Below are 21,100 nucleotides of genomic sequence, written 5' to 3' on the forward strand. Positions count from 1 at the left end.
GAACGTCAGGTGGCGTCCCCGCCGTCTTGGTCGAGTTCCTCCAGGTCGCGCAGCAGCCGCTTGACCAGGTAGCGCCCGGCCTCGACGTTGAGCCTGGGGAACTCGACGCCGAGGACGCCCTCGTCGGCTATGCCGATCCGGACCCGGAGCGCCTGCGCCATGCCGGGGACGAGCTCGGGCTCGCTGATCCAGGCGATCCGGTCCAGCGGCCACGAGTGCACCAGCTTCCCCGGTGCGGCCTTCACGATCCCGCCGAGGGTGAACACGGCGACCCGCCGGGAGCTCGACGCGAGGAAGAAGCGGCTCGGCGTGCCGATCGGGACGGACGGCGCCTCGGGCCGGCCCTGCCGTGTGGCGAGCGCGAACCCCGCCGCCGCGGCGAGCCCGCCGATCCCGGCCGCGCCGACGGTCATCACCTTGCGCACCCCGCCGATGCGGAAGGCGGGCACGGCCTCGCGCACGACCTCGCCGGGCAGGAGTTCTCCCGCGAGTCGGCTTTCGACCTTCTCCCTGTACGTGCTCATGCGCGCCTCTCCCCGGGTCGTCGGTACCGGAACCCTACGGGGTGTCAGAATCGCGGTCCAGGCCCGCGCTGGCCGGAGGACGGCCGCCGCCCGGTGGGTGCGCGGAGGTGTCACCGACCACGTCACGCCAGTGCTTCTCGGCGGACCGGATGAGGTCGTCGCCGAGGCGTTCGAGGAATCGGCCTGCCAGGGCGAGCCGGGATCCGGCGGCGGTCTCGGCTCCGAAGAGTTCGGCGCCGCGCAGCGCGGTGGCGGCGAACCGCTGGTTGGCGGCGACGCTGGCCGCGACCGTCCGCAGGCCCGCCTTGTCGTCGAGGACGTACCGGTGGCGGCGGCCGCCGTCGTCGCGACCGCGGCGGATCAGTTCCTGCCCCTCCAGCAGGCGAACCGCGTGCGAGACGGTCGCCGCGCTGACTCGCAGGTGCTGCGCCATCTCGGTGGCGGTGCGACTGCCGGTCTCGGAGGTGAAGAGGCAGGCCATCACGCGGGCGGCGGTGCGCGGGAGGCCGGTTTCGACGAGCGCTGTGGTGAGGTCGGTGACGAACGCGGCCGTTGCGGCGGGGTCGGGGCCGAGTTGCTCGACGGTCCGCCGCACCGGGGCGGGGGGCTGTGGCCGGCGCCGGGCTCGGCGGGTGGTCGCGAGCTGTGCCAGTTCCGCGCGGTACCGGGCGGGTCCGCCGTTGCGCGTGACCTCGCGGCTCACCGTCGAGGCGGGGCGCTTCAGGCGTCTGGCGATGTCGGCGTAGCTCAGGCGCTGCGCCAGCCCCGCGGCGATCTGTTGCCGGTCGGCTCTGGTCAGCCTGCGTCCTGGCATCGGGTCGGTCCTCTGACTCGGTCGTCTCGGCACCCAGTGTGCGCACTGGTCGCCGATCGTTGCAACACCCGTTCCTCCGGCGTGCGTTGACCATCACTGTCATTGCACTCGACGGTTGCGTGGCTGACCAGGGCAAAGAGTGCGGTTCCGAGGAGCTGGCCGTTGACCGGCATTTCGACTCGTGCCTAACGTTCGGCTCCGATCGGCGAACACGACTGTCGCCGAACACGACTGTCGCCGAACACGACTATCGCCGAACACGACTGTCGGGAGCATCCCATGCGAGCCAGAGGCATCACCTACGACACGGGCTTCACTCCCGGCGGGAGGAGTTCGCGGCCCGTCTTCGACGCCGACGCGGTGCGACGCGAGATCCGCGTCATCGCGGACGAGCTGCACTGCGACGCCGTGCGGATCACCGGCGGCGACCCCGGGCGACTGGCCCTCGCGGCCCGGCACGCCGCCGATGCCGGGCTGGAGGTGTGGTTCTCCCCGTTCCCGTGCGAGCTGTCCGCCGAGGAGCTGCTGCCCTACTTCGCCACCTGTGCCGACCACGCCCAGGAGGTGGGCGCGGAGGTCTTCGTCACCGGCTGCGAACTGAGCCTGTTCGCCGCCGGCATCCTCCCCGGAGCCGACAGCCTCGCCAGGATCGACGCCCTGGCCGGCGGCGACCCCGAGGCGCTGGCCGGGCTCGCCGAGGTGCCCGCCCGGCTGAACCCCCTGCTGGCCGACATCGCGGCGACGGTGCGCGCACGGTTCCGCGGACGGATCACCTACGCCTCCGGAACGTGGGAGCAGGTCGACTGGGCGCCCTTCGACATCGTGAGTGCGGACGCGTACGGCGATTCCAGCGACGCCTTCCGGCAGGGCCTGCGCGAGTACTTCCGGTACGGCAAGCCGCTCGCGGCGACCGAGTTCGGTTGCTGCACCTACCGGGGCGCGGCCGAGCGCGGCGGCATGGGATGGGTGGACGTCGTCGATCACGACGCCGATCCGCCCCGCATCAACGGCGACTACGTCCGCGATGAGGAGGAACAGGCCCGCTATCTGCGCGAGATGCTCGCGGTCTTCGACGAGGAAGGCGTGGACACCGCCTTCTGGTTCACCTTCGCCGGCTACGAGTACCCGCACCACGCCGACCCGCGCTTCGACCTCGACCTGGCCTCCTACGGGGTGTGCAAGGTGATGCCGGACGGCGAGCTCGCCCCCAAGCGGTCCTTCCGCGCGATGGCCGAGGCGTACGGCGCTACCGGTGTTCCGGTACGCCGTCCGTAGTCGTCTCCAGCGGCGGGGACTCATCCGGCCGCTCCTGCGCGGGAGTTCGCGCCGGCCTGGTCCGCTCGGCCCAGGCGGCGACCGGAGGCCCCGCCGCGCCCACGGTCGCGAAGAAGACGCCGAGGAGCAGCCAGCCCGCGTGCCCGAGCCCGAGGACCAGGCCCGTCAGGACGACCGGCGCCAGCGCCTGGCCCGCGTCGAAGCCGATGCCGAAGAGGCCCTGGTACTGCCCCTGGGCGTGGTCGGGCGCGAGGCCGAACGCGAGCGCGTAGCCGCCCGAGGACTCCCACACCTCGCCGACGCTGTGGACGCACACCGCGGCGGCGGCGATCGCCGGAGCGACCCACGCCGGAACGTCGGCGGTCAGGGCCATCAGCGGGCAGCTGAGCAGGAACAGCAGCCCGGCGATCCGGAACGCGCGGCCGCCCTGGCGCGGGGTCTCCACCCGTGAACCGAGCCGGCTCTGCAGCAGCGCGCAGACGCCGCTGTTGATCGCGTAGACGGCGGCCACCGTCCAGCGCGGCGCGTCGGTGTGGGCGCTGAGCCAGATCGGCAGCAGCAGCGAAACCGTCTGGTACTGCAGGCCCATGGCGCTGTAGAGCGCGACGAAGGCGACGTACGGCCGGTCGGCCAGGACGGCCAGCCGGCCGTGGCCCGGGGGCCGGGGCAGCGGCCGGTAGGCGGGGATGCGGAGGAGCCCGATCAGTGCGGCGAAGGCGAAGCTGGCGGCGTTGGCGAGGATCAGCGCGGTGTAGGCGGGCCGGGTGTCGATCTGGACGGCGAAGGCCGCGCCCAGGGTGCCCAGGACGACGCCGAGGTTGACGTAGGTCCGCAGCCTGGCCCGGAACGCGGCCGGCCGTTCACCGCCGATCCGCGAGACGATCGCCCCGCCCGCCGCGCCGGCCGCCGTGCCGGCCAGCCGGTCCAGGGTGGCGACGAGCGTGAACGCGAGCCAGCTGTCGATGAGGACGAACGTCGCCATGGCGACGGTCTGGACGGCGAGCGCCGTCAGCCAGACCGGCCGCGGCCCGTACCGGTCGGCCAGGTTCCCCGCCGGGATGCCGGCCGCCAGCCCGCACAGGCCGGCGATCGTCAGCCCCACCCCCACCTGGGTGGCGGGCAGGTGCACCACGAGCGTGAAGTAGAGGGCGGCCGCGGTGTTGAACAGCCCGTTCCCGACCCGGCTGACGAAACTGGCGGCGATCAGCGCCCGTTGCGGCCCGAAGTCCGGCCCACCGCGCGCCCGTTGGCTGGATCGCATCCTGATCATGTCACGCAGGCTAACAGCGGCACTCCACCGGGCTCGAACAACTGGACGGTCAAGGTGGCGAATTGGCGACGGGGCAAGCCCACGCGCGGGGTGGTGGGTGACGGCCCACCACCCCGCGCGAGCCTTTGGCTGCCGGGCCGGCCCGCCCCCCGTGCGGGCCGGTCCGGCAGCCGTCAGGCGAGCTCGCGCACCCGGCGGACCGGGCTCGCGAGCAGGATCGCGGGAGCTGCCACGCAGGCGAGCGCGAAGGCCAGCAGGGCGGTGCGCGTGCCCCAGGCCGAGGCGGCGGCGCCGGCGGCGAGGGCGCCGACCGGGATGGCGCCCCAGGAGACGAAGCGGACGGTGGCCATCACCCGGGGCAGCAGCTCCGGCGGGGTGTGGGTCTGGCGGTGGGTGCGGGTGACGATGCTGAAGATCACGACGCCGCCGGAGAACCCGGCGTTGCCGACCGCGAAGACCAGCGTCGCCCAGCCGGATCCGGCCAGCGGGAGCAGGACGGCGAAGGCGGCGGCGGCCGCGGCGCCCCAGCGGACCGCGCCGGCGCCGCCGAGCCGGGAGACGACGCGCGGGGTGAGGGCGGCGCCGAGCAGGCTGCCGAGGCCGCTGGTGGCCATCAGGGCGCCGACCGCGGCGGCGGGCGCGTCGAGGGTGCGGACCAGGAACACCGGGGTGAGGGCCATCTGCGCGCCGCAGACGAAGTTGACGGCGGTGGCGGAGGCGACGCACGGCCGGATCAGCGGGTGTCGGGCGACGAACCGCCAGCCCTCGCGGATCTGTTCGCGCATGCCGGCGCCGCCCGCGCGCGGGCCGGGGGTGCGTTCGCCGCGCGGCAGGCTGCGCAGCAGGGCGGCCGAGGCCAGGTAGCTGACCACGTCCAGCAGCATCGCGGCGGCGCCGCCGAGGAGTTGGACGAGCACGCCGCCCAGGGACGGCCCGGCGAGGTCGGTCGCCGCGTGGCTGGCGGAGTCCAGGCTGTTGCGGGAGGTGAGCTGTTCCTTGGGGACGACGGCGGGCAGGAAGGCGGAGTTGCCGACGTCGAAGACGACGTTGGCGAGGCCGACGACCAGCGCCACCGCCACGAGCTGCGGCATGCGCAGCGCGCCGAACGCGGCCGCGAGCGGCACCGAGGCGACGGCGGCGGCGCGGAGCAGGTCCATCGCGACCTGGAGGCCGCGCAGCGGCAGCCGCTGGACCAGGACGCCGGCCGGCAGGCCGATCAGCAGCCAGGCGACGAAGGAGGCGCCGGTGAGCAGGCCGACCTCGAACGCCGAGGCGTGCAGGACGACCACGGCGATCAGCGGCAGGGCGACGGTCGTCACCTGGCTGCCGAGCCGGCTGATCGTCGAGGCCGTCCAGTAGCGCCAGAACAGCCCGGCGCCGTCCGGCCGTACCGCTTCCGCCCTTGGTCTGGTCGCCACGTCTGCCACGTCCACCCCCATGTCAGCGAACTCCCGAGTGAGTTCCTTTAGGGAACTCACTATAATCGATACCCATGCGGCACAATCAAGCGGCGGACCCGGACTGCGCCATCTCCCAGGCCCTGGCCGTCGTCGGGGACGCCTGGACCCTGCTCCTGATCAGGGACGTCGCCGGCGGCATGCACCGCTTCGACGAGCTGCAGAACGCGCTCGGCATCAGCCGCAAGGTGCTCACCGAACGCCTGAAGGCCCTGGTCGCCGACGAGGTGCTGGAGAAGCGGCTCTACCACCCGCACCCGCCGCGCTACGAGTACCACCTCACCGAGCGCGGGCGCGCGCTGCTGCCCGTCCTGGTCGCCCTGCAGGACTGGGGCGGCCGGTACGTGCTCGGCGACGGCACGCTCTCGGCCACCAGCACCGCCGACTCCGCCGAGACCCGCCGGGTGTCGGCCCTGGTCGGCCACCGGCTGCCGGAGCTCGACCTCGCCGCCGCCTCCGGCGGCCGGGCTGATCCGGTCGCGGCGGGCCGCGCCTGGACGGTGCTCTACTGCTACCCCGGCGCCTACGCCCCGGGCGCCATGGGCCACCCGCCCGGCTGGGGCGAGATCCCCGGCGCGGTCGGCTGCACGCTGGAGTCCTGCACCTACCGCGACCGGATGGGGGAGTTCACCGCCCGGGACGCGGCCGTGTACGGCGTCAGCACCCAACGCCCGGACCAGCTCGCGGCGTTCGGCGAGCACGCGCGGATCCCGTTCCCGCTGCTGTCGGACGCCGAGTTGCAGCTGGCGGCGGCCCTGCGGCTGCCCACCTTCCGGGCGGCGGGCGCCGAGCGCCTCAAGCGGCTCACCCTCGTCCTCGACGCCGGCCGCACCGTCCGGGGCGTCCTCTACCCGGTCACCGACCCGGCGGGCTCGGTCGAGGACGCCCTCGCGATCCTCGACGGTCTCACGCCGTAGAGTCCCGGCGCGCCGCCCGCTCCAGCGTCTCCTTCATCACCTGCGCACCCCGCTCGACCCGCAACCGCACCTGCTCCGCCATCGCGTGCGGCAGCACGTCGGTGGTCCACACCAGCCGGCAGCGGCCCGGGCCCTCGGGCACGACCTGGAACGCGGCGTGGTGGTGGGTGAGCGGGAGCCTGAACCCCTCGACGGCCGAGTACGCGAGCCGCCGCAGCCCGCCGTCGACGCCGACGATCAGCTCCCGGATGACGGCCCCGCCGGGGACGGTCAGGTAACGGACGTCGCCGTCCATCCGGGTGTCCAGCACGTATCCGGGGATCAGCCGCTCGTGCACCGCCCCGACGTCCCGTACGGCCGCCCACACCTCGTCCGCGTCGGCCTCGATCACGACGTCCTGCACGATGGTGGCGATGGTGTCCTCCGCGTGGTGGTAGCCGAAAAGGGCGGTTCGGGCGCGCAGCCGCACCCGAACCGCCCGCCGGGGCGCGCGCTCAGCCCGCCCCGAAGAACCCGTCCAGCAGCTGCTGCGCCGCCAGCCCGGCCGGCAGCGTGCCGGCCCGCACCTGGGCCTCCAACTCGGGTGCCAGCCGCCGCACTTCGGGGTGCTCGTGCAGCCGCGCGTACAGCTGGTCGTGGACCATCGACCAGGTCCACTCCACCTGCTGGTCGCGCCGCTTCGCCGCCAGCGCGCCGGTGGCGTCCAGCACCTTGCGGTGCTGCTGCAGCCGCTCCCACAGCACGTCCAGCCCGGCGCCGTCGCGCCCGCTGCAGGTCAGCACCGGCGGCGTCCAGGCCGCGTCCGGCGCCTGCAACAGCCGCAGCGCGCCCGCGAGTTCACGGGCGGCCGCCTTGGCGTCGCGCTCGTGCGGGCCGTCCGCCTTGTTGACGGCGATGACGTCGGCGAGCTCCAGCACGCCCTTCTTGATGCCCTGCAGCTGGTCGCCGGTGCGCGCCAGGCTGAGCAGCAGGAAGGTGTCGACCATCCCGGCGACGGTCGTCTCGGACTGCCCGACGCCGACCGTCTCGATGAGCACCACGTCGTACCCGGCGGCCTCCATCACCACCATCGACTCCCGGGTGGCCTTGGCGACCCCGCCCAGCGTCCCCGAGGTCGGGGACGGCCGGACGAACGCGGCCGGGTCGACGGCCAGCCGCTCCATCCGGGTCTTGTCGCCGAGGATCGACCCGCCCGTCCGGCTGGACGTCGGGTCGACGGCGAGCACCGCGACCCGGTGCCCGAGGCCCGTCAGCATGGTGCCGAAGGAGTCGATGAAGGTCGACTTGCCGACACCGGGCACCCCGGTGATGCCCACCCGGACCGCCCCGCCCGCGTGCGGCAGCAGCCGGACGAGCAGCTGCTGCGCGAGCGCGCGGTGGTCGGGCCGGGTGGACTCGACGAGGGTGACGGCCCGCGCGATCCAGGCGCGCGAGCCGTCGAGGACACCCGTCACGTAGCTGTCGAGGTCTATCGTCCGCGGTGGCATGCCCTAGAGACTCCGGCTCACAGCTCGTGGCCGAGGCCGGCCGCCAGCGACTTCAGCAGGTCGTAGGCCGCCTCCGGGATCACCGTGCCGGGCGGGAAGACCGCGGCCGCGCCCGCCTCGTACAGGGCGTCGAAGTCCTGCGGCGGGATGACGCCGCCGACCACGATGGTGATGTCCTCGCGGCCCGCCTCGGCGAGCTCGGCGCGCAGCGCGGGCACCAGGGTGAGGTGTCCGGCGGCCAGCGAGGAGACGCCGACGATGTGCACGTCCGCCTCGACGGCCTGCCGGGCGACCTCGGCCGGGGTCTGGAACAGCGGGCCGACGTCGACGGTGAAGCCGAGGTCGGCGAAGGCGGTGGCGATCACCTTCTGGCCGCGGTCGTGGCCGTCCTGGCCCATCTTGGCGACCAGGATGCGCGGGCGGCGGCCCTCGGCCTGCTCGAACCGCTCGACCAGGTCGCGGGTGCGCTGGAGGGGGACGGAGGGTCCCGCTTCGTCTCGGTACACACCGGAAATGGTACGGATCTGGCCGGAGTGGCGGCCGTACACCTTTTCGAGGGCGTCCGAGATCTCGCCGACGGTGGCCTTCGCCCGGGCCGCGTTGACGGCCAGGTGCAGCAGGTTGCCGTCCAGCGAGCCGCCGCGCTGCGGGCCGGCCTCGGCGGCGCGGGTCAGCGCGTGCAGGGCGTCCTGGCACGCGGCCTCGTCGCGCTCCGCGCGCAGCCGGCGCAGCTTCTCGATCTGCCGGGCGCGCACCGAGGAGTTGTCGACCTTGAGCACGTCGATCTGCTCGTCGCTCTCCACCCGGTACTTGTTGACGCCGATCACCGGCTGGCGGCCGGAGTCGATCCGCGCCTGGGTGCGGGCGGCCGCCTCCTCGACGCGCATCTTCGGGATGCCCGCGTCGATGGCCTTGGCCATGCCGCCGGCCGCCTCGACCTCCTGGATGTGCTGCCAGGCGCGGGCCGCGAGGTCGTTGGTCAGCTTCTCGACGTACGCCGAGCCGCCCCACGGGTCGATGACCCGGCAGGTGCCCGACTCCTGCTGCAGCAGCAGCTGGGTGTTGCGGGCGATGCGGGCGGAGAAGTCGGTGGGCAGCGCCAGCGCCTCGTCGAGCGCGTTGGTGTGCAGCGACTGGGTGTGGCCCTGGGTCGCGGCCATCGCCTCCACGCAGGTGCGGGTGACGTTGTTGAACACGTCCTGCGCGGTCAGCGACCAGCCGGAAGTCTGCGAATGGGTGCGCAGCGACAGGGACTTGGGGTTCTTCGGGTCGAACTGCTTGACCAGCTTGGCCCACAGCAGGCGGGCCGCGCGCAGCTTGGCGACCTCCATGAAGAAGTTCATGCCGATCGCCCAGAAGAACGACAGCCGCGGCGCGAAGGCGTCCACGTCCAGGCCCACGTCCAGGCCCGCGCGCAGGTACTCCACCCCGTCCGCCAGGGTGTAGGCCAGCTCCAGGTCGGCCGTCGCGCCGGCCTCCTGGATGTGGTAGCCGGAGATGGAGATCGAGTTGTACCGGGGCATCTTCTGCGAGGTGTACGCGAAGATGTCCGAGATGATCCGCATCGACGGCTGCGGCGGGTAGATGTAGGTGTTGCGGACCATGAACTCCTTGAGGATGTCGTTCTGGATGGTCCCCGCCAGCTTCTCCGGCGGCACCCCCTGCTCCTCGGCCGCGACGATGTACAGCGCCAGGACGGGCAGCACCGCGCCGTTCATGGTCATCGACACCGACATCCGGTCCAGCGGGATGCCGTCGAACAGCTGGCGCATGTCGTAGATCGAGTCGATGGCGACGCCCGCCATGCCGACGTCGCCGGTGACGCGCGGGTGGTCGCTGTCGTAGCCGCGGTGGGTCGGCAGGTCGAAGGCGACCGACAGGCCCTTCTGGCCGGCCGCGAGGTTGCGGCGGTAGAAGGCGTTGGACTCCTCGGCGGTGGAGAAGCCCGCGTACTGGCGGACGGTCCACGGCTGGTTGACGTACATGGTCGGGTACGGCCCGCGCAGGTACGGGGCGACGCCGGGGTAGGTCTCCAGGAAGTCCAGGCCGGCCAGGTCGGCGGGCGTGTACAGCGGCTTGACACCGATGCCCTCGGGGGTCTCCCAGACCTGCTCGTCGGCGTCCTTGCCGGTGGACTCGCGCCAGGCGGCCCGCCACTGGGCCTCGGTGACGTCCGAGGGGGCGTCGCCGGTCAGCCCGATTCCGGTGAAGTCGGGGATCATCGCGCCACCTCGGTGTCGTCGGCGTTCTCGTCGGCGCCGTCCGCGCCGGTGATCTGGTCGAGCAGGGAGCCGAGGACGGCGACGGCGTCGCCGCCCGCGAAGATGAACTCGTCCACCCCTGCGGGGACTTCGCCGAGCCGGCCGGCCAGCAGGACGCGCCGCGCGCCGGCCGCCTTCAGCGCCTCGGCGATCGACGCGGCGTGCTCGCCGTACAGGGCGTCGCTGGAGCACAGGCAGGCGACGGTCGCGCCGGACTCCCGGAACGCCGCGGCGAACGCGGCCGGGTCGGTGCCCTCGGCGGCGACGGTCGCGATGCCGCCGGCCTGGAACAGGTTGGCCGCGAAGGTGGTGCGCGCGGTGTGCGCGGCGGCGGTGCCGATCGAGGCGAGGAACAGCTTGGGCCGTTCGCCCGTCGCCGCGAGGACGGCGTCCGAGCGGTCGCGCAGCGCCTCGTACGCCTCGGCCCGGCGCACCCGCGGCAGCCCGCCGCCGAGCCCGGCCGGGGCCGGCTCGCGGAGCAGCGGCTGCTCGTCCAGGTGCGGGAACTCGCTGACGCCGGTGACGGGTTCGCGCCGCTTGGCGAGCTTCACGGACCGCTCGGCCCAGGTCGCGGCGATCCGCTCGCCGACCAACCCGGAGGCCAGCGCGGCCTGTTGGCCGCCGGCCCGCTCGATCTCCTGGAACCAGGCCCAGCCGGCCCGCGCCAGCTCCTCGCTCAACTGCTCGACGTACCAGGAGCCGCCGGCCGGGTCGATCACCCGGGCCAGGTGCGACTCCTCCAGCAGCACCGACTGGGTGTTGCGGGCGATCCGGCGGGCGAAGGCGTCGGGGAGGCCGAGCGCGGAGTCGAACGGCAGCACGGTGACGGCGTCGGCGCCGCCGACCCCGGCGGCGAGGCAGGCCACCGTGGTGCGCAGCATGTTCACCCACGGGTCGCGGGCGGTCATCATCACCTGGGAGGTGACGGCGTGCTGACGCTGCGCCGAGGCCTCCGGGGAGGCGCCCGACACCTCGGCGACGCGGGCCCAGAGGCGGCGCGCGGCACGGAACTTGGCGATCGTCAGGAACTGGTCGGCGTCCGCCGCGTAGCGGAACTCCAGCTGGCCGAGGGCGGCGTCCACCGACAGCCCGGCGGCGGTCAGCGCGCGCAGGTAGGCGACGCCGGTGGCCAGCGAGCAGCCCAACTCCTGGGCGGGGGAGGCGCCGGCCTCGTGGTACGGCAGCGCGTCGACGGTGAGGGCGCGCAGCTGCGGGTACTCGGCGGTGCAGCGGGCGGCGAGTTCGACGGCTGCGGCGAGCAGCGTGTCGGTGCGGTCGGTGTCGCCGGTGCGGGCCTGCAGGCCCAGTGGGTCGGCGCCGAGGTTGCCTGCGGCGGAGGCGGGGGAGACCGCGCGCTCCTCGTAGAGCTTGAACAACCGCTGGGCGGCGTCGGCGAATTCGGGTCCGGCGTCGAGGGTGACGGCGGCGAGGTCCAGGTACACCCCGGTGAGCGCCTCGGGCAGCGCGGCGACGGGCAGGCCGTCCCCGCCGAGCTCCAGCCAGAGCGAGGAGACGCCGTGCTCCAGGTCGGCCAGGACGGCTTCGTTGGTGCGGGCGCGGTCCGGGTCGTTGTGGCGCTGGCGGACGTCCCACCCGGTGGCGGCGGACCCCTGGGGGCGGCCGCCACGGACGAACGGCGGGAAGCCGGGCAGTCCCGGTTCGGCCGCGGTGTCCTCGGCGGTGTACAGCGGGCGGGCGCGCAGGCCGTCCGGCAGGGTCGTGCTGAGTGCCTGCTCGGCGGCGGCGCCGTCCTCGGGTTGGGCGCCGGACTTGCGCAGCACACCCTGGACGAGCTGCTGCCACTGCTCACGATGCGCGGCCGGGAATTCGGCGGCGAGGGGGAGCCCTTCGGGCGGGACCTTCATGTGCGCAGGGTAGCGAACGCGTGTGGCGGGTTTGGAGGGGAACCCCGTGTGACCTTGCCCTCGCCACTTTCCCGGCCCGAGGTGTATCCGGCGGAACTGCCGCCCGTCGCGGGCAGCGGTCGGGCGTGGGCGAACGGGTGACACCCGAGGTCAACGGCAGTGCCACCGCGCGGGATCGGTCGTCGACGCAGGATCGGACGCGGGGCGGGGCAGGTCTGGACCAGGTCTGGACCGAGCCCGGATCGATCCCGGACCGGGCCCGGATCGAGGGGGATTGCGGAACCCCGCCACCCATCTATTAAGTTACTTCGAAGAAGGTGGGTCGGGGACGTCCTCCCCCCGTGCGTCTCCGCCCGCCTTCGTCGTGCCCCGTCATGCCCCGTTCCGCGAAGGAGCCCGCCGCCATGGGAAAGCGCCGCAAGCCCAGCACCCCGAGCCGGGCCCGCCTGGCGGTCCTCACCACGGCCGTGGCCGGCGGCGCCGTGCTCGCCGCCGGCACCGCCCACGCCGAGCCCGCGCCCAGCCTCGCCACCGTCAAGGAGCAGGTGGACAAGCTCAACGAGGAGGCCGAGCAGGCGATCGAGCGCTTCAACGGCTTCCAGGAGAAGCAGCGCAAGCTCCAGGGCGAGGCCAACCAGATCCAGGAGAAGGTCGTCCGCGGCCAGGCCGCGATGAACGAACTGCGCACCCGGCTCGGCGCGGTGGCCGCCGACCAGTACCGCAGCAACGGCATCGACCCGTCCGTCCAGCTGATGCTCGACTCCGACCCGGCCTCCTACCTGGAGCGCGCCTCGGCGCAGAACCAGGCGGCCGGCAGTCAGGCCGCCCTGCTCAAGGAGGCCCAGGGCGAACAGCGCAAGCTCGACCAGGACCGCGCCGAGGCCACCCGCACGCTCGCCGAACTCGAAACGGTCGGCGGGCAGTTGGCGGGGGAGAAGCAGCAGGTCCAGGGCAAGCTCGCGCAGGCCCAGGCGCTGCTCAACAAGCTCAGCGCCGAGGAGCGCGCCAAGATCAACGCCCAGGAGTCCGCCGACAAGGCCCGGGCCGCCGCCAAGCAGGCCGGCGACGCCGACCGCGCCTCCCGCTCCACCCAGCGCACCGACCTCAACGCCCCGCCGCCGCCCGCCGCGAGCGGCCGCGCCGCCACCATCGTCCAGTTCGCCTACGCGCAGCTCGGCAAGCCCTACGAGTGGAGCGCCACCGGCCCCAACAGCTTCGACTGCTCCGGCCTCACCGGTGCCGCCTACCGCGCCGCGGGCGTCAAGCTCTCCCGGATGTCCCAGGACCAGTGGAACGACGGCCCCCGCGTCGCCCGCTCCGACCTCCAGGCCGGTGACCTGGTCTTCTTCTACGGCGACATCCACCACGTCGGCATCTACATCGGCGACGGCAAGATGATCCACGCGCCCCGCACCGGCAAGAACGTCGAGGTCCTCCCCATCGACTCCATGCCCTACGTCGGCGCCGTCCGCCCGGCCTGAACCAGCGCGGCCCGCCCGGGCGTCAGTCGACGATCAGCAGGCTGGCGCCGTCCGGCGCGCTGGAGCGGTGGGCCTCGGCGTCGTCGGCCACCTGGTAGCTGCCGCCCGCGCCGGTGACCACCACGCGGCCGTCGTCGAGCGTGGTGACGAGCTCGCCCGCCAGGACGTACAGCACGTGACCCTTGCGGCACCAGTGGTCCGCGACGTACCCCGGGCTGTAGTCCACCCGGCGGACCCGGACCTCGCCGAACTGCCGCACCCGGCTGGTCACCTCGCCGGCCTCGCCGGGCTTGCGCTCCTCGTCGACCTGGCTCCAGTCGGTGGCGGTGAAGGGAAAGCCGCTGAGATTCATGCGGTCACCCTACTCCCGGAAGGCCCGGGCGAGTTGGGCTCCGAGAGTCAGTCCGTGACGGACAGGACGATCTTCCCGGTGGTGCGGCCCAGCTCGCCCAGGCGGTGGGCGTCGGCGGCCCGCTCCAGCGGCAGGACGGTGTCGACCAGCACCCGCAGCCGGCCCGACCCGACCAGGCGGGAGATCTCGCGCAGGCCCTGCTGGTCCGGTTCGACCAGCACGAAGACGGCACGGACCCCCGCGGCCTCCGCCTCCGCGAGCGGAAAGGCCTCGGTCGGCGGCTCGATGGAGACGAGCGTGCCGCCGGGGCGCAGGGAGCGCAGCGAACGGGCCCAGCTGGGGCCGCCGATCGGGTCCAGCACGACGTCCACGCCCTGCACGGCCTCGGCGACGTCGACCGTCCGGTAGTCGACGGTCTCGTCCGCGCCGAGCTCGCGCAGCAGCCCGTGCTTGGCGCCGCTCGCCGTGCCGATCACGTACGCGCCGCGGGCCTTGGCGATCTGGACGGCCAGGTGGCCGACCCCGCCCGCGGCGGCGTGGACGAGGACGCGCTGCCCGGGGCGCACGTCGGCGGTGTCCACCAGCGCCTGCCAGGCGGTGAGCGCGGCGAGCGGCAGCCCGGCCGCCTCGACGTGGCTCAGGCCCTCCGGGCGGGGCGCGAAGTGCCGGGCGGGGGCCGTGACGTACTCGGCGTAGCCGCCCGCCGGGTGCGGGAAGCGGGGCATCCCGTACACCTCGTCGCCGGGGCGGTGGATCGCCACGCCGGGGCCGACCGCCTCGACCACGCCGGAGACGTCCCAGCCGAGGGTGAACGGGGGCGTGGCGCCGTTGGCGAAGACGCCGCGCGAACGGGTCTTCCAGTCCGCCGGGTTGACCCCGGCGGCGTGCACCCGGACCAGGACCTCGCCCCGGCCCGGCTCGGGGCGGGCCGCGTCCACGAGCCGGAGGACCTCGGGGCCTCCGGCGGTGTCCTGCGAGATCGCGCGCATGGTGTCGGGCATGTCGTCCTCCTCCGGGGGGGGGCGGCCCGGTCGGTCGATCGGGCACGTCGTCAGAGTGCCGGTGCGCGCGGGCCCCTGGTGGTGGCGGGACGGCCAGGTGGTGAAAGGATCCGGCCATGCACCACGTCGGCGTACTCGCCCTGGACGGCGTCTTCCCGTTCGAGCTCGGCATCCCGGCCCGGATCTTCGGCGCCGCCCGGGACGAGGCCGGCGCCCCGCTCTACACCGTCACCACCTGCGGCCTGGACGGCGGACCGGTCCGCAGCGCCGCCGACTTCGACCTCGCGGTCTCCCGGGACGCCGGGCTGCTCGCCGCCGTCGACACCGTCGTCATCCCGCCCTCGGACTCCCTCGGCGACATCCGCGAGCACGGCACCCTGCCCGAGGCCCTGCGCGCCGCGCTGGCCGGGATCCGGCCCGGCACCCGCATCGTGGGCATCTGCACGGCGAGCTACGTGCTGGCCGCCGCCGGCCTGCTCGACGGGCGCCGCGCCACCACCCACTGGCGGGAGGCCGACCGGCTGCAGCGGATGTCCACCACCGCCCGGATCGACCCGGACGTCCTGTTCGTCGACGACGGCGACGTCCTCACCTCGGCCGGGGTCGCCGCCGGGATCGACCTGTGCCTCCACCTGGTCCGGCGGGACCACGGCAGCCGGGTCGCCAACGAGGTGGCCCGCTCCTGCATCGTCCCGCCCTGGCGGGAGGGCGGCCAGGCCCAGTACATCCGCCGCCCCGTCCCCGAGCCCTCCGCCACCGGCACCGCCGTCACCCAGGCCTGGGCCCTGGACCGGCTCGCCGAACCGCTGTCGGTCGCCGACCTCGCCGCCCACGCCCACACCAGCGTGCGCAGCTTCGCCCGCCGCTTCCGCGAGGAGACCGGCACCACCCCCGCCCAGTGGCTCACCGGCCAGCGCCTCGACCTCGCCCGGCACTACCTGGAGACGACGGACTGGCCCGTCCCGCTGGTCGCCCAGCGCTCCGGGCTCGGCACCGGCGCCTCGCTGCGCAAACACCTGCACGATGCCACCGGCGTGAGCCCCCAGGCCTACCGGAAGACCTTCGGCCCGAGCTGAGACCGGGCCGGGCCCGACCGGCTCGGCCAGGCCCGCCGTCGCGCCCGCGCGGAGCAGGAGGTCGGACCGGCCGACTTCCTGCTCCTCTCAGCTGCCGTCCGAGCCCGGTACGGCGATCACGGCCCACACGATCCACAGCACGGTCCTGGCGAGCCGGGCCCCCGAGGAAGCCCCGGAGACAGGCCTCAGTACGGCTGCGGCGCGCAGGCCAGCAGGTACGGCAGCACGGGCAGTGCCGACACGGCGACCCAGGAGGCGAGTCGGCGCCGCCGCCCGCCGCCCGGCCGGGCCAGCCGGCGGACCCGGGCCAGCACCCCGGTGGCGGCCGCCGCGAGCGACCCTTCCGGGCCCGCGCCGGAGGCCAACGCGCAGAGCGCGGAGGCGAGTTCGCCCCGCGAGACCTCCGCCAGCGCGGCGTCGTCCGCCGCCATCTCCAGCAGCAGCGCCACCTCCGCGCGCCCGACCCGGGCGAGCGGCAGCGGCCCGAGCAGCAGCGCGAAGGTGTCGGCGGGCAGCCGGAACAGGTGGTGGCGGCCGCGGATGTGCCCGTGTTCGTGGGCGACGGCGGCGGCGAGCTGCCGCTCGTCCAGCAGCCGCAGCGCGCCGCGCGACAGCACGACGCGGGAGCGGCGGCCGGGGAGGCAGTAGACGGTCGGGCGGGCGTGGTCGAGCACGAGCGCGCCCCAGCGCCGGTCCCGTACGGCGACCAGGTCGAGCAGCGCCCGGTGCCGCCGCCGGGCCCGGCCGGTCCGGAGGCCGACCGCGCCGATCGCGGCGGCGAGCGCCGTGCCGGCGGCGGCCAGCTGCCACCAGTCGTGGGTGTGCGGCAGGACCGGCCCGGTGGGCGCGGCGCGGGGGAGCAGGAGCCCGGCCAGGCCGACCAGCCCGGCCGGCTCGTGCGCGAAGGGCTCGACGGCGTGGTGGACGGTGAGCAGCACGGCGACGGTGAAGGAGGCCATCAGCGACAGCCACAGCGCCGCGCCGAGCACCGGCCGGGCCTGCAGCCGGGCCTGGATCCGGGGGGAGCGTGCGAGGCGCCGGGGCAGCAGGACGCCGGTGAGCGCCAGGTAGAGGCCCAGCAGCGCGAGCGTCACTCCTCGTCCCGGGCCTTCACCTGGGCGAGTGCGCTGTCGAGGGCGGCGCGCAGCGCGGAGGCCTCGTCGCCGCTCATCCCGTCGACGAAGTGCAGCAGCGCGCCGGCCCGGTCGGGGGTGGTCTCCAGCGCCTGGTGCATCAGCTGGGCGGTGTACGCCTCGCGGGAGCAGGTCGGCTCGTACACCCAGGCGCGGCCGACCTTGTCGCGGCGCAGCCAGCCCTTGGTGTGCAGGATGTCGGCGACGGTGGTGACGGTGGTGTACGCGACGGGCCGGTGCCGCTGGAGGTCGTCGACGACCTCGCGGACGGTGGCCGGGCGGCCCCAGCCCCAGAGCCGGTCCATGATCTCGGCCTCCAGCTCGCCGAACCCGCGCAGTACCACCCTGTCTCCCTCGCCGGCCGCGGGCACCCGGCCGCCCGCGGAACCCGCCCATGGTACGGCCCGCGCCGGGTGCCCGCCCCCGTCTCCGAGGGGGTGGGCACCCGGCGCGGGCCGTGGCAGCGGGGGTTTACCGGACAGGCGGGGGTTTCAGGACAGGCGCCGGGCCAGCGCCACCCGGGAGCGGGTGAACAGCGCGGCGAGCAGTCCGGCGAGCACCGGCAGCACCAGCACGATCAGCAGTAGCTCGCCCCAGGGCGCGGTGATCAGCGCCGGCCTGGCGCCGAACCCGCTGGCCCGGGACTTCAGCAGCCCGACCGCCGGCACGAAGCCGTTGACCGCCCCGAGCAGCGCCCCGAGCAGGGCGATCAGCGCGCACTGCAGGCCGGCCATGGTGCGCCGGATGCCGGGCGGGGCGCCGACCGCGGCCAGGGTGGCCTGGTCCTGCCGGGAGTCGGCGGCGGCGAGGCCGGTGGCGATGCCGGCCGCGCCGAGCACGACCAGGGCGGCGAAGCCGCTGAGCGCCAGGGTGAGCGCGTCGCCCTTGGACTGGTAGCCGCGCTCGACCTCCAGCCGCCCGTGGTGGTCGAGCCGGACGGCGGCGGCCTCGGCGCGCTGCTGCGCCTTGCGGTCGGGCGGGGTGGCGGGCCGCCAGACGGCGCCGGTGGGCTCGGCGGTCAGGCCGAGTGCGGGCAGCGCGGTGGGCGCCATCAGGCCCTGGGCGAACCGCGCGGCGGCCGGGTTGTCGACCAGCACCGCGTCGACCGGCACTTCCTGCAGGTCCGGCTTGGGGACCTCGCCGGGCTTGAGCGGCGCGCCGCCGCCTCCGCGCAGCTGGAGCACGGCCTTGCCGTCTGCGCCGATCAGCGCCCGGTCGAAGACCAGCAACTTGCCGGCTGCCAGCGCCTGTTCGGCCGCCGGGTCGCGCAGGTCGAACAGGTTGTGCAGCAGCGTGGCGTCACCGGCGGCGAGGTGCGGCATCGCGGACAGCGTGCGCCAGTTCACCTGCCCCTTGAGCTGGACGACGCTGGAGCAGTTCGGGCAGAACTTGTAGGTCACCTCGGCGAGGTCCGCGCGCGGCCCGAGCCCGGTCAGTTGCTTCTCCAATTCGCCGCGCAGCTGGTCGAGTTGGCCGCCGTTCAGGCGGCTGTACAGCTGGACGGCGCCGTACGGGGCCTGCGGCCGGTAGTCGCGCCGGTTCTCGGCGTCGGTGCTGGTGCTGTACACCCCGATGGCGACGGCGCCGGCGACGGCGGCCAGCACCGCGGCGACGGCGGGCGCGGTGCGCGAGCGGTGCCGGGCGGAGTCCCGCAGGGCGAGCCGGGGGCCGAGCGGCAGGAGCCGGGCCGTGCGGCCGAGCAGGGCGACCAGCACCGGGGTGCAGGCGAGCATGCCGAGTTCGGCGACCACGGAGCCGCCGAGCACGGCGAGCGTGCGGGCGTCGTAGCTGCTGACCACCGGCTGACCGTGCGACAGCGCGCCGGCCCCGTACACCGCGAGGGCGCCGCCGGCCAGCACCAGCAGCAGGCCGAGCAGGGTGACCTTGCGGCTGGGCGCGCGGACGGTGTCGCGGTCGGCGAGCCCGGCGGTCACGCTGCGCCGGGCGGCCTGGAGGGCGGGCAGGGCGGCCGCGAGCAGGGCGGTGAGCAGGCCGATCCCGGCGATCGCGAGCAGGTCCAGCGGGGGCAGCGCGAAGTGTCCGAAGCGTTCGCCGCCGGCCTGTTCGATCCACGGCCGCAGGGCGGCGACCAGCCCGGTGCCGAGCGCCACGCCGAGCACCGCCCCGGCGATGCCGAGGACGACGCCGCCGCCGAGCACCACCGCGCCGACGTGGCCGCGCCGGCCGCCGGCCGCGCCGAGCAGGGCGAGCTGGCGGCGGGAGCGGCGGGCGCCGACCGCGAAGGCGGGCCCGGCCAGCAGGGCGACCTCCAGCAGGGCCATGCCGGTGACGGTGGCGACGACCACCTTGGTGCTGTTGCCGGTGGCGGGGTCGGAGTAGGTGAAGGAGTCCCGGTAGTAGGGGACGGCCCGCTCCGGCGGCGGGGCGAGCACGACGGAGCGCGCGGTGAGCGTGTAGCCGTAGCGGTTGACCTCCTGGACCTTCGCCCAGTCGAGCGCGGCCCCGGCCGGGAGCTTGACCAGCCAGGCGCCGTGCTCGATGCCGGTGGCCTCGGCGGTGCCGCCGCCCGGCCGGCTGCCGCCGGACGCGCCGCCGGACGTGCTGCCGGGCTTGCCGCCGGTCCTGTCGGCGGCGGCCAGCGGGTCGAGCAACTCGCCGGGCCGGGCGACGAGTTCGGCCCGGCCGAGCTCGCCGGGGTGTTCGACGACGCCGGTGACGGTGAAGGTGGTGCCCTCCAGCCCCTGGACGGTGGTGGTGCCGCCGACCGCGAGGCCGGCGTGGTCCAGGAAGGCCCGGGTGGCGGCCACTTCGTGCGCGGCGCGCGGCGCGCGGCCCTCGACCAGGTTCAGCCGCCCGCGCCAGATCGGGTCGCCGAGGTCGGCCTCGGTGGTGAGGGTGCGGACCAGCCCTTCGGGGGAGGTCGCGCCGGTCTCCGGCCCGGGCCGGGCCGGGGTGAGCACGCTGCCAGGCGGCAGCAGGGAGCTGATCAGGGCGGCCGGGTCGGTGGAGCCGGCCTTGACCTGCTCGGGGGTGGGCTGCTCGTCGGGCTTCGACGGGGTGACGAAGGCCCCGTCCTCGGCGAGCGGTGCCTGTTCGACGGTCCGGCCGGGGGCGAGCCCGGTGACCAGCGCGTCCGCTCCGCCCACCACCCGCTCGACGCGTTCGGCGGGGGTGAGTTCGCCGCCGCGGTGGACGATGTCGGCGCCCGTGACGCCGAGGACGGGCAGGGCGATCATGGCGACGATCAGGGCGCTGCGGCCCTTGGCGCGCAGGGCGTCGCGGCGGGCGATGCGCAGGGCGACCCGCCAGGCTCCGAGCTTCACCAGGCCACCTCGCCGCTCTCGGACCCGACCGGGAAGCCGGTCCCGGCCGGGAAGCCGCTCTCGGCCGGGAAGCCGCTCTCGGCGGCAGCCGGTCCGGGCCGGTGGACGGCGGCCGGGCAGGCGGCGGCGCGCTGCCCGCGGCTCTCCGAGGCGACCGCGCCGTCCCGCAGGTGGACCACCCGGTCCGCCCAGGAGGCGTGCGCGGCCTCGTGGGTGACCATCACGGCGGCCGCGCCGGCGTCGCAGCGGGCGCGCAGCACGGCGAGCACGGCCTCGCCGGTGGCCGAGTCGAGCGCGCCGGTCGGCTCGTCGGCGAGCACCAGCCGGCGCTCGCCGATCAGGGCGCGGGCGATGGCGACGCGCTGCTGCTGGCCGCCGGACATGTCGTCGGGGAAGCGGTCGGCGAGTTCGCCGATGCCGAGCTCCTCCAGCGCGGCCAGCGCCTCGCGGCGGGCCCGGCGGCCCGGGACGCCGTCGAGTTCGCGCGGCAGGGCGATGTTCTCGGCGGCGGTGAGCGCCGGGATCAGGTTGTAGTCCTGGAAGACGTACCCGATGGAGCGCCGCCGCAGGTCGGCGAGCCGGCGCCGGCTGAGCGTGCCGAGCGTGACGCCCTCGACCAGCACCTCGCCCCCGGTGGGGGTGTCCAGGCCGCCGGCCAGGGTCAGCAGGGTGGACTTGCCGGAGCCGGAGGGCCCCATGACGGCGACGAACTCGCCGGGACGGACGGCCAGTTCGATGCCGCGCAGGGCGTGGACCTCGGTCTCGCCGCGCCCGTGCACCCGGGTGACGCCGGAAAGGTGCAGGACGGGGCGGGGCCCGGTCGGATCGGTGAAGGACACACTTCCCCCTCGTGAGCTGTTCAGCTGTATATGTCGGTGAACTATATATGCAGAGCGGGAAGGC

At 74.9% G+C, this 21,100-nt stretch carries 18 protein-coding genes; 4 read left to right on the forward strand and 14 right to left on the reverse strand.

Annotated features, from left to right (window positions below):
* Positions 1-5 precede the first annotated feature (5 nt).
* Together VM95_RS10610 and VM95_RS10615 are read right to left on the reverse strand one after the other, a co-directional pair.
* A complete protein-coding gene (locus VM95_RS10610) occupies positions 6-524 on the reverse strand; it encodes a hypothetical protein (protein ID WP_045694569.1) in 519 nt (172 codons plus the stop codon).
* Positions 525-558: 34 nt separating this feature from the next.
* A complete protein-coding gene (locus VM95_RS10615) occupies positions 559-1,338 on the reverse strand; it encodes a helix-turn-helix domain-containing protein (protein ID WP_045694571.1) in 780 nt (259 codons plus the stop codon).
* 279 nt (positions 1,339-1,617) lie between these two features.
* On the opposite strand from VM95_RS10615, the gene VM95_RS10620 reads away from it, so the two are divergent.
* Entirely contained in the window at positions 1,618-2,613 is a 996-nt protein-coding gene (locus tag VM95_RS10620) for a hypothetical protein (RefSeq protein ID WP_045694574.1), read from the forward strand.
* On the opposite strand, the gene VM95_RS10625 is transcribed toward VM95_RS10620, so the two are convergent.
* Both VM95_RS10625 and VM95_RS10630 read right to left on the reverse strand, forming a co-directional pair.
* Positions 2,585-3,883 (reverse strand): MFS transporter, encoded by a 1,299-nt coding sequence (locus VM95_RS10625; RefSeq protein ID WP_045694577.1) that lies wholly within the window; start codon positions 3,881-3,883, stop codon positions 2,585-2,587. The two genes, VM95_RS10620 and VM95_RS10625, sit on opposite strands and share 29 nt — an antisense overlap.
* A 173-nt stretch (positions 3,884-4,056) precedes the next feature.
* Positions 4,057-5,310 (reverse strand): MFS transporter, encoded by a 1,254-nt coding sequence (locus tag VM95_RS10630; RefSeq protein ID WP_244178714.1) that lies wholly within the window; start codon positions 5,308-5,310, stop codon positions 4,057-4,059.
* Between the two features lie 65 nt (positions 5,311-5,375).
* Between VM95_RS10630 and VM95_RS10635 the strand changes: the two genes are divergently transcribed.
* The gene (locus VM95_RS10635) at positions 5,376-6,257 is read left to right on the forward strand and encodes a winged helix-turn-helix transcriptional regulator (RefSeq protein WP_045694581.1); all 882 of its coding nucleotides are present in this window, start codon (positions 5,376-5,378) and stop codon (positions 6,255-6,257) included.
* On the opposite strand, the gene VM95_RS10640 is transcribed toward VM95_RS10635, so the two are convergent.
* Genes VM95_RS10640 through VM95_RS10655 form a run of 4 tightly spaced genes read right to left on the reverse strand, consistent with a single transcriptional unit; the run spans position 6,247 to position 11,870 of the window.
* Positions 6,247-6,726 carry an SRPBCC family protein gene (locus VM95_RS10640; protein ID WP_208615435.1) on the reverse strand — a complete coding sequence of 160 codons (480 nt, stop codon included), beginning with the start codon at positions 6,724-6,726 and terminating at the stop codon, positions 6,247-6,249. The two genes, VM95_RS10635 and VM95_RS10640, sit on opposite strands and share 11 nt — an antisense overlap.
* Positions 6,727-6,751: 25 nt before the next feature.
* Complete coding sequence (meaB, locus tag VM95_RS10645) at positions 6,752-7,744, reverse strand: methylmalonyl Co-A mutase-associated GTPase MeaB (RefSeq protein WP_045694584.1); 993 nt, start codon at positions 7,742-7,744, stop codon at positions 6,752-6,754.
* 17 nt (positions 7,745-7,761) lie between these two features.
* The gene (gene scpA / locus VM95_RS10650) at positions 7,762-9,966 is read right to left on the reverse strand and encodes a methylmalonyl-CoA mutase (RefSeq protein WP_045694586.1); all 2,205 of its coding nucleotides are present in this window, start codon (positions 9,964-9,966) and stop codon (positions 7,762-7,764) included.
* A complete protein-coding gene (locus tag VM95_RS10655) occupies positions 9,963-11,870 on the reverse strand; it encodes a methylmalonyl-CoA mutase family protein (protein WP_045694588.1) in 1,908 nt (635 codons plus the stop codon). The genes scpA and VM95_RS10655 overlap by 4 nt, the downstream gene beginning before the upstream one ends.
* A 404-nt stretch (positions 11,871-12,274) precedes the next feature.
* Between VM95_RS10655 and VM95_RS10660 the strand changes: the two genes are divergently transcribed.
* Positions 12,275-13,351, forward strand: a complete 1,077-nt coding sequence (locus tag VM95_RS10660) for a C40 family peptidase (RefSeq protein WP_045694591.1) — start codon at positions 12,275-12,277, stop codon at positions 13,349-13,351.
* 22 nt (positions 13,352-13,373) lie between these two features.
* Here the strand turns inward: VM95_RS10660 and VM95_RS10665 are convergent, their stop codons facing one another.
* Both VM95_RS10665 and VM95_RS10670 read right to left on the reverse strand, forming a co-directional pair.
* Complete coding sequence (locus VM95_RS10665; protein ID WP_045694593.1) at positions 13,374-13,703, reverse strand: DHCW motif cupin fold protein; 330 nt, start codon at positions 13,701-13,703, stop codon at positions 13,374-13,376.
* 47 nt (positions 13,704-13,750) lie between these two features.
* Positions 13,751-14,704: an NADP-dependent oxidoreductase gene (locus VM95_RS10670; protein WP_045694595.1), complete on the reverse strand. Its 954-nt coding sequence runs from the start codon at positions 14,702-14,704 to the stop codon at positions 13,751-13,753.
* A gap of 116 nt (positions 14,705-14,820) precedes the next feature.
* Between VM95_RS10670 and VM95_RS10675 the strand changes: the two genes are divergently transcribed.
* Positions 14,821-15,780, forward strand: a complete 960-nt coding sequence (locus tag VM95_RS10675; RefSeq protein ID WP_045694597.1) for a GlxA family transcriptional regulator — start codon at positions 14,821-14,823, stop codon at positions 15,778-15,780.
* 185 nt (positions 15,781-15,965) lie between these two features.
* Here VM95_RS10675 and VM95_RS10680 read toward each other — a convergent pair whose 3' ends face one another.
* From VM95_RS10680 to VM95_RS10695, 4 genes are all read right to left on the reverse strand, one after another.
* On the reverse strand, positions 15,966-16,874 hold the full coding sequence (locus tag VM95_RS10680; RefSeq protein ID WP_045694599.1) for a M56 family metallopeptidase: 909 nt from the start codon (positions 16,872-16,874) through the stop codon (positions 15,966-15,968).
* Positions 16,871-17,251 carry a BlaI/MecI/CopY family transcriptional regulator gene (locus VM95_RS10685; protein ID WP_045694698.1) on the reverse strand — a complete coding sequence of 127 codons (381 nt, stop codon included), beginning with the start codon at positions 17,249-17,251 and terminating at the stop codon, positions 16,871-16,873. The genes VM95_RS10680 and VM95_RS10685 overlap by 4 nt, the downstream gene beginning before the upstream one ends.
* A gap of 153 nt (positions 17,252-17,404) precedes the next feature.
* A complete protein-coding gene (locus tag VM95_RS10690; protein WP_052707278.1) occupies positions 17,405-20,197 on the reverse strand; it encodes an FtsX-like permease family protein in 2,793 nt (930 codons plus the stop codon).
* Positions 20,194-21,036: an ABC transporter ATP-binding protein gene (locus VM95_RS10695; protein ID WP_244178715.1), complete on the reverse strand. Its 843-nt coding sequence runs from the start codon at positions 21,034-21,036 to the stop codon at positions 20,194-20,196. The genes VM95_RS10690 and VM95_RS10695 overlap by 4 nt, the downstream gene beginning before the upstream one ends.
* Positions 21,037-21,100: the final 64 nt, after the last annotated feature.

The sequence above is a fragment of the Streptomyces rubellomurinus genome, assembly GCF_000961885.1.
Classification (GTDB): domain Bacteria; phylum Actinomycetota; class Actinomycetes; order Streptomycetales; family Streptomycetaceae; genus Kitasatospora; species Kitasatospora rubellomurina.

Coding starts and splice junctions, on each gene's coding strand:
- VM95_RS10610 (WP_045694569.1), bottom strand. CDS start 524: ATGAGCACGTACAGGGAGAAGGTCGAAAGCCGACTCGCGGGAGAACTC.
- VM95_RS10615 (WP_045694571.1), bottom strand. CDS start 1,338: ATGCCAGGACGCAGGCTGACCAGAGCCGACCGGCAACAGATCGCCGCG.
- VM95_RS10620 (WP_045694574.1), top strand. CDS start 1,618: ATGCGAGCCAGAGGCATCACCTACGACACGGGCTTCACTCCCGGCGGG.
- VM95_RS10625 (WP_045694577.1), bottom strand. CDS start 3,883: ATGATCAGGATGCGATCCAGCCAACGGGCGCGCGGTGGGCCGGACTTC.
- VM95_RS10635 (WP_045694581.1), top strand. CDS start 5,376: ATGCGGCACAATCAAGCGGCGGACCCGGACTGCGCCATCTCCCAGGCC.
- meaB (WP_045694584.1), bottom strand. CDS start 7,744: ATGCCACCGCGGACGATAGACCTCGACAGCTACGTGACGGGTGTCCTC.
- scpA (WP_045694586.1), bottom strand. CDS start 9,966: ATGATCCCCGACTTCACCGGAATCGGGCTGACCGGCGACGCCCCCTCG.
- VM95_RS10655 (WP_045694588.1), bottom strand. CDS start 11,870: ATGAAGGTCCCGCCCGAAGGGCTCCCCCTCGCCGCCGAATTCCCGGCC.
- VM95_RS10660 (WP_045694591.1), top strand. CDS start 12,275: ATGGGAAAGCGCCGCAAGCCCAGCACCCCGAGCCGGGCCCGCCTGGCG.
- VM95_RS10665 (WP_045694593.1), bottom strand. CDS start 13,703: ATGAATCTCAGCGGCTTTCCCTTCACCGCCACCGACTGGAGCCAGGTC.
- VM95_RS10670 (WP_045694595.1), bottom strand. CDS start 14,704: ATGCCCGACACCATGCGCGCGATCTCGCAGGACACCGCCGGAGGCCCC.
- VM95_RS10675 (WP_045694597.1), top strand. CDS start 14,821: ATGCACCACGTCGGCGTACTCGCCCTGGACGGCGTCTTCCCGTTCGAG.